Source organism: bacterium (genome assembly GCA_021372515.1).
Classification (GTDB): domain Bacteria; phylum Gemmatimonadota; class Glassbacteria; order GWA2-58-10; family GWA2-58-10; genus JAJFUG01.
In genome coordinates this window covers 1-7,260 of sequence record JAJFUG010000070.1, presented here as the reverse complement: position 1 = coordinate 7,260, position 7,260 = coordinate 1, and the positions used below count along the sequence as shown (strand labels likewise).

7 protein-coding genes are annotated in these 7,260 nt (G+C 65.4%); all 7 read left to right on the top strand.

Annotated features, from left to right (window positions below):
• Positions 1-12: 12 nt before the first annotated feature.
• Positions 13-1,074 (top strand): pilus assembly protein PilM, encoded by a 1,062-nt coding sequence (locus LLH00_07010; GenBank protein ID MCE5271019.1) that lies wholly within the window; start codon positions 13-15, stop codon positions 1,072-1,074.
• A gap of 32 nt (positions 1,075-1,106) precedes the next feature.
• Positions 1,107-1,763 (top strand): PilN domain-containing protein, encoded by a 657-nt coding sequence (locus LLH00_07005; protein ID MCE5271018.1) that lies wholly within the window; start codon positions 1,107-1,109, stop codon positions 1,761-1,763.
• A gap of 38 nt (positions 1,764-1,801) precedes the next feature.
• Positions 1,802-2,266, top strand: a complete 465-nt coding sequence (locus tag LLH00_07000; GenBank protein MCE5271017.1) for a hypothetical protein — start codon at positions 1,802-1,804, stop codon at positions 2,264-2,266.
• A gap of 28 nt (positions 2,267-2,294) precedes the next feature.
• On the top strand, positions 2,295-2,906 hold the full coding sequence (locus tag LLH00_06995) for a type 4a pilus biogenesis protein PilO (GenBank protein ID MCE5271016.1): 612 nt from the start codon (positions 2,295-2,297) through the stop codon (positions 2,904-2,906).
• Between the two features lies 1 nt (position 2,907).
• Positions 2,908-3,501, top strand: coding sequence for a hypothetical protein (locus LLH00_06990; GenBank protein MCE5271015.1), 594 nt, complete (start codon positions 2,908-2,910; stop codon positions 3,499-3,501).
• 64 nt (positions 3,502-3,565) lie between these two features.
• Positions 3,566-4,792 carry a hypothetical protein gene (locus LLH00_06985; protein MCE5271014.1) on the top strand — a complete coding sequence of 409 codons (1,227 nt, stop codon included), beginning with the start codon at positions 3,566-3,568 and terminating at the stop codon, positions 4,790-4,792.
• Positions 4,789-7,260, top strand: a 2,472-nt coding sequence (locus tag LLH00_06980; protein ID MCE5271013.1) for an Ig-like domain-containing protein, incomplete at its 3' end; no start/stop codon positions are given. The genes LLH00_06985 and LLH00_06980, both read left to right, overlap by 4 nt.

Below are 7,260 nucleotides of genomic sequence, written 5' to 3'. Positions count from 1 at the left end.
CAAGGAGAAAGAATGCTCTTCAAGAGAGGCGGCTCCACCACGGTCGGCCTGGACCTGGGCAGCCACTCGATAAAGCTGGCCGAGATCGACCATTCGGGCAAGGCCCCGGCCCTGATCAACTACGGAGTGACCGAGCTCGTGCCCGGCGCGATCCGTGAGGGCCAGGTGCTGGAGCGTGGCGCGGTGATCGAGTCGATCAATGTGCTGTTCGAGAGCCTGGGCGTGACCAACCGTCAGGTCAGCGTGGCCCTGAACGGCTCCGAGGTCATAATCAAGACCATCCAGACCGACCGGATGAAACCCGAGGAGCTGCGCAAGACCATCGCCTGGGAGGCCGAGCAGCACGTGCCGTTCCCGATCAGCGAGATCAGCCTGGATTTCCAGATCCTCGACCCGGAGGGCGCCGACCCGCGCATGAACGTGCTGCTGGTGGCGGCCAAGCGCGACCTGATCGACGAGAAGCTGGCCTTGCTGGAGACGGCCGGCTGCGAGGCCGTGGTGCTGGACGTGGACACGTTCGCCCTGATGAACGCCCTGGAGGCGGGGCACGATCCGGCTGCGACCGAGAGTTGCCGCTGCATCGTGCATTTCGGGTTCGACAGCACGCACCTGGGGCTGGTCAAGCACGGCCAGCCGGTGCTGACCCGCAACCTGCCCGTGGGCGCGCACCAGATCCTCACCACGCTGCAAGGGCAGCTCGGTCTGAGCGAGGATGAGGCCTACCTGGCGCTGATCGGCCAGGCGGGCGAGGGCGGCGGCGGCGCACCGCCTGACCTGGGGCCCTACCTGTTCAGCCTGCTGGATGACGTGGCAATCGGGGTCAACCGCGCCTCGGCTTTCCTGGAAAGCACCGAGGAGGGCGGCCATATCGACAAGGTCTATCTCTCCGGCGGCTGCGCCAACATTCCCGGGCTGGAGAGCCAGTTCCAGGAGAAAGTCGGTCTGAGCGCCGAGGTGTTCAATCCTCTGAGCCGCCTGCATTACAAGCCGGAGCTGTTCCGGGCCGAGCCCGTGGAACGGATCGCCCCGCTGCTGATGCTGGCGATAGGGCTGGGACTGCGTCTGCCGGACTGAGCGCCCCGCGGCGCCAGGCAAATGAGGCACGGATGATACGGATCAACCTTCTACCGCCCGAAAAGCGGAAGAAACTGAAAAAGGCCCGGCCGGCCGCGCAAAAGAAAAGCCCCACCAGCGGGCCGCGGATCAGTCTGGAGCTGAAATTCAACCCCCTGGTGCTTGCGGCGGCGGCCCTGGCGCTGCTGGTCACCCTGGGCGTGGCCGGCGGGCAGTTATGGCTGGCGCACCGTCAGAGCGCGCTCGAGGCCCGTCGCACCCAGGCCCGCGCCGAGCTGGTGCGGATGAACCAGGTCGTGATGCGGATCGACGAGTTGCGGGCCACCACGCGCGAGGTCACGCGCAAGATGGACATCATCCTGGAGGTGGACCGCAACCGCTACCTCTGGCCCCGTCTGCTGGATGAGATCAGCGGCGCGCTGCCGCAATACGCCTGGCTGGAGAACGTCTCCGAGACCAGCCCCTTCCCCGACATGCACCTGCGGATCGAGGGGCTGACCATGAACAACCTGATCCTGGGCCAGTTGATGGAGCGCCTCGACCAATCGCCGCTTATCGGCCAGGTGGGGCTGATCAGCTCCACCGAGCGGCGCGAAGGCTCTTTCGACACCAAATATTTCATCCTCGAGTGCGCCTGCGAGCTGAACCAGGCGGTCGACACCACGCATGTGGCGGCCGCCTCCAGGTAGCCTCCCGGACGGGAACCCGAGAACCGGACGAGGTTCAGATGAGACTGTCAACCGCTTTGCCCCGGCTGTGCGTCCTGCTGGCCCTGCTCGTTCTGGCGGCCCTGGCCTGCAGCGATGAGCACAACGTGAACTCGGCCAACCTGGTCACCGTAGACGGACAGGTGTACCGCTCGCGCACCCAGCGCACCGGGGTGGCGGATGTGACCGTGATTGTCGAGAAATCCGAGGAGAGCGCGAGCAACTCGGTCATCCCGGACATCTTCGTGCGCACGGACGCCAACGGACGCTGGGAGGCCAAATTCAGCCTGAGCTACCCGGACGGCGGCGATGTGGCCGACCTGACCCCGGTCATGGTCGAGGAGAGCATGCGCATTCTGATGGTCAGTCCGGAGGCCCGGTTCCTCGACCTGGGTGGCGGGTTCACTTTCCAGGCCGGCAAGACCTATCACATCTGGGATGTTTATCTCGATGATTTCGGCGCGGACTCCACCGCCTCCAATTGAGCGGTGACCGGAAGCGCACGGAGTGGTGATGGCGATCAACACCAGTGACCCGAAAGTCCAGAAAGCCCTGCTCGTGATCCTGCTGGCCGGCGGCCTGGCCTATGCCTGGTTCACCTACATGTTCCAGCCCAGGCAGGAGGAGCTCGCCACGCTGGAGGAGCAGGTGAAGCGGGTGGAGACCGACCTGGCCACGGCTCAGGCTATCGTGCAGGCCGCGGACACGGCCGCCCTGCGCTCCGAGCTGGAGAAACGCGCCCGCGAGCTTGAGCTGGCCGAGGCGCTCCTGCCGCGCGAGGAGAACCTTCCCCGCCTGCTGCAGGAGGTCACCCTGGAGGCCGACCGTCAGGGCCTCAAGTTCGCCCTGTTCGAGCCAAAGCCGCCGGTGCAGCACGAGCTTTATCAGGAGCGGCCCTACCAGGTGACCCTGCGCGGCGGCTACCATCAGACCGCCGCTTTCCTGTCGAACGTGGCCGGGCTGCGCCAGATAGTGAAGCCCTCCGCTCTGCGCATTATCCGGGAAGACAACCCCGAGGACGACTCCGGCGAGACAGTGAGCGCCTCGATGCTGCTGACCACTTACCTGATGATCCCGGCGCCGCCCGCGCCCAAAGCCGCACCCAAGACGGAGGCGAAGAAATAGTATGGTCGGCCGGAACACAGCCCTGTCACTTCTGACTGTCTGCCTGGGCCTCGCGCCGCTGGCCGCCGCGCCGGACAAGGCGGACAGCCTGGCCGCGGCGCGCCCGGACAGCGTGGTGCAGGTGGTGCGCCGGGACAGCCTTCTGACGCCTGACTCCTCGTTCAGCGACTATTTCATCCGTCGCGAGCGGTTCAACTACCCGGCCACCAGCCGCCAGGACCCGTTCAACTCGCCGTTCGGCAAGAACCGGACGGGCGAGGGCCTGGGGCCGAGCCTGTCGGATATGGAGCTGACCGGGGTGCTGTTCAGCCCGGATGGGGCGAGCGTGGCGATCCTGGGCCTGCCCGACGGCGGCAGCTACATTCTGCACGAGGGTGACTGGCTGGGCGTGGCCGAGGTGAGCCTGATCGAGAAAACCCGGATCCATTTCCGGATACGCGAATACGGGGTCCTGCGTACCCTGGTCAAGGACCTGAAACCTCTGGTGGAGGACAACAATGGCAAATCTCCTGAGGACGCCGGCAGCGGTGGCCGGCAGCAGCAGGAGTCCCGGCCGGCCGACTCCGAGTCCGGCGGGCCGCCCCCGCGCCGTTAGAGCACGGCTCACGGCGGCGCTGCTGGCCCTGGCTGCCGGAAAGTCCGCGGCGCAATCGCCCCCCTTGCGGGAGGCCGCGCCCCGGATCAGCGTCGATTTCCACTCGGCCGACATCCGCAGCGTGCTGCTGGCTTTCTCCGAGTTCAGCGGGGTGAGCATCATCGCCAGCCAGAACGTGAGCGGACGGATCACGGCCCGGATTCTGGACCAGCCCTGGGACATCGCACTGTACTCTCTGCTGGAGAACAACGGCCTGGCCGTACGCGAGGCCAACGGGATCCTGAATGTCGACACCATCGAGAACATCCGCCAGGCCGAAAAAGTCGAGGACCTGGTCTCCGAGATATTCCACCTCAATTTCCACAAGAGCGTGGAGCTGGCCCCCACCCTGGCCACGCTGCTCAGCGAGCGCGGCAAGCTCAACCCGGATGAGGGCAGCAACTCGGTCATGGTGATCGACATCCCCGACCGTCTGGAAAAAATCCGCCAGGTGATCACCGACCTTGACCGCGAGACCCGCCAGGTCGAGATAAGCGTGCAGCTCAGTTTCATCAACCACCGCGCGCTGCGCGAGCTGGGGATCAACTGGCAGGCCACCAATGTCAACAACCCCCTGACCGACACCCGTTTCAAGGCCCAGGTCAAGGGCGCGGACAATCTGGGCACCGACCCTTATTCCTCTTTCGCCATCGGCACTGTGCGCCGCGGAGTCAACCTGTCCGTGATGATCAACGCCCTGGAGGATATGAACAAGGCCCACACCGTGGCCAAGCCGGTGATTACCACCCTGAACAACCTGCCGGCCAAGGTGCTGGTGGGACGGCGCACTCCGCTGCGGGTGGTGGACTACGGCACTGCGGGCACCGAGCAGACCGGAGCGCGGGCCACCACGCAGATGGTCGAGACCGGGGTGAAGCTGGAGGTCACGCCGCAGATCACCGAGAACGACAAGATACTGGTCCAGATACACGCCGAAAACTCGGATGCCGACACTGGCCCGGACGGAGTGTTTTTCAACACCCAGGAGGCCAGCACCCGCCTGCTGCTGGGCGACGGCGAGACCGGGGTGATTGCGGGCCTGACTGTGAACACCGACACCCAAGTCAAGAACGGGTTGCCCGGGGTGAGCAAAGTCCCGCTGCTGGGACGGCTGTTCAGCTACGAAAAGCAGCAGAAACAGCAGGAGGAGCTGATAATCATCATCAGCACACGGATAATCCGCCCGGGCGAAAACCCGCAGGGTGCGCTACCGGACTCGCTTCCGGCCGCGCCCGGAGGTGCGCTCAAATGAGTACGCGGCTGAATCTCACCCGGCCCCTCGTGGCCCTGCTCCTGGCCGCCCTGGCCGCCACCTGCGGCAACGACTCGCGCTCGCCCACCGAGATCGCCGCCCACGCCCAGCGTATCCGCATGGTTTCCGGCGACTCTCAGACCGGCCGCGCCCTGGGACGGCTCGCCGAGCCGTTCACCGTGCAAGTCCTGGACAACGAGGGCAACCCGGTGCCGGCGTTCAGCGTGCGCTTCCAGGTGACTTCCGTCGCCGGCCTGCTCGCCGGGAGCAACAGCCGCAGCTCGGACGTGGTGACCAACAACAACGGCATGACCTCGGTCTACCTGACCCTGGGCGCCTCGGCCGATATACAGTATACGGTGGAGGCCTCGGCCTCGATGTCCACCGGCCAGGCCCTGCAGGGCTCGCCGGTGCGGTTCACCGCCCATGCCGCATCGAGCGCCGACACGACCACCGGCGGCGATGGGGGCGGCGGCGGCACGGCGACCAGCGCGTTCAGCATGACCGGCACTCCCCTGGGCGCCGACACCACCGGCTCGGCCGGACGGTTCTTCAAGCTGCCCCTGGCCGTGCAGGTGGTCGACTCGCTGGGCAAGCCGGTCAAGGGCCTCACGGTCTACTACACGGCCGTGCAGGGCGGCGGCGCGTTCGACATCACCGAGAAAACCACGGACGACTACGGCGTGGCGAGCAATCAACTGCGCCTGGGCTACCAGGTGGGGGCCAACCTGATCACCGCCTCGGCCGTGCTGCCGGACGGCAAGGTGGTCAAAGTGGAATGGCGCATCTGGAGCCGGCTCGACCCGGATGTGCGCTACAACGCCTACGATATCAGCATGGTGACCCAGGACAGCCTGGCCGCCCCGGCGGGCAGCACCCTGCCCGTGCCGCTGGTCGTGGCCGTGACCGACACTTTCGGACGCGGCTCGCCCAACCAGTCGGTCACCTGGACCGTGGAGCACGCCGGCACGCTCACCACAGTGGTCAGCAACACCAACAGCGAGGGCATCGCCCAGATCACGTTCACCCTGGGGCCCAACGTGGGCCTCAACCGGGTGCGGGCCACGATCATCCGCGACAACGGCGAGGAACGCTCGGTGTATGTCAATGTCTGGGGCACCGCTGGCACGGTGGCCGCCGAGCCGGACTCGCTGGTGCTTGTCTCCGGCGGCGGCCAGCGCGCCGAGGTAGGGAGCATTCTGCCCCTGCCCGTGGTGCTGGCGGTGTTGGATGAGGACGGCAGCCGGATGGCGAATGTGGATGTAAAGCTGACCATAACCACACCGATAAGCCCCTACGCGGACAATGAAGGCCGAATCGGTGTGGAAAACGAACAGGTGCCTGGCCAGGTAGTACTCAACCTGACCTCGGATGCTAACGGGTTGATAGTATTCATCTGGCAACTCGGTCCCGGCCCGGACCTTGAGAACACCGTCGTGGCTGAGATTAGGCGTAATGACGGAACTCAGAGAAATCTGACAGTTCACGCGGAAGCTCTACCTCATCCAGACACGGCCAACCGTCTGGTGATTATGAGCGGGAATTATCAGGTTCCGCAACCTGTGAGCACAGAACTGCCGCTACCATTAGTAATGCGGGTGGTGGATACAACGAGAGTCGGTGTTAATGGTGATACTCTCGGTGCACCTATAACTAATTTCCCAGTAATCATGACTGCCTATGGCCCAAGTAGGGATGGATCGTTGAATGCCTCTGGGGGTGAACCCGGCGGAACGGGAAGACTGACAGCTCGGACCGACAAGGATGGGCTAGTGGCTGCTCGCTGGACCACGGGAAGCCTGACCGGACGGCCGGATGACCTTGCCTCACTGCTTAATAACAACTCCGTGGTCGCCGTGGCCGTGTTCGCGGACGGGAGCCAGGACAGCGTGATATTCTTCACCACCGCCGTGCCCCAGGCTGCCCAGGCCATGTCGGTCTCCGGCACCACCGAGTTGAGCGGCACCGCGGGCAAGAGCCTCACCCTGCCCACGATCAACGTGGTGGACCAGTACGGCAACGTGAAAGCCGGCGTGGGTGTGTATTTCTCGATCGGTACGAGCCCCGGACCGGCGCAGATCGCCCAAAGCTCGATGAGCACGGACATCTACGGCAACGCCACCGGAGTTGTGAGCCAGCTCAGCACCCGCAGCGGCGAGATGAAAGTCTCGGCCGCCAACGGCTCGCTGAACGGCTCGCCGGTCACGTTCACGATCACCGTGGAGGCGGACGCCGCGGCCTCGATCCAGAAAGCCGGCGGCGACGGCCAGACCACCAAGAGCGGCACGGCCTGGTCGAACGAGATCAAGGTCCTGGTGCGCGACCAGTACGGCAATGCCAAGCCGGGCCAGTACGTGACGTTCAGTGTCACGACTGGCAGCGCCACGCTCAAGCAAATGCTGGTGCCCACGGACGGCGACGGGTTTGCCTCCACCACCGCCACGCCCCTGGCCGTGGGCAACGTGAGC

What these genes read in the sequence shown, in the direction of transcription:
- LLH00_07000 (MCE5271017.1), top strand. Translation starts at nt 1,802, where the DNA reads ATGAGACTGTCAACCGCTTTGCCCCGGCTGTGCGTCCTGCTGGCCCTG.
- LLH00_06990 (MCE5271015.1), top strand. Translation starts at nt 2,908, where the DNA reads ATGGTCGGCCGGAACACAGCCCTGTCACTTCTGACTGTCTGCCTGGGC.
- LLH00_07010 (MCE5271019.1), top strand. Translation starts at nt 13, where the DNA reads ATGCTCTTCAAGAGAGGCGGCTCCACCACGGTCGGCCTGGACCTGGGC.
- LLH00_07005 (MCE5271018.1), top strand. Translation starts at nt 1,107, where the DNA reads ATGATACGGATCAACCTTCTACCGCCCGAAAAGCGGAAGAAACTGAAA.
- LLH00_06995 (MCE5271016.1), top strand. Translation starts at nt 2,295, where the DNA reads ATGGCGATCAACACCAGTGACCCGAAAGTCCAGAAAGCCCTGCTCGTG.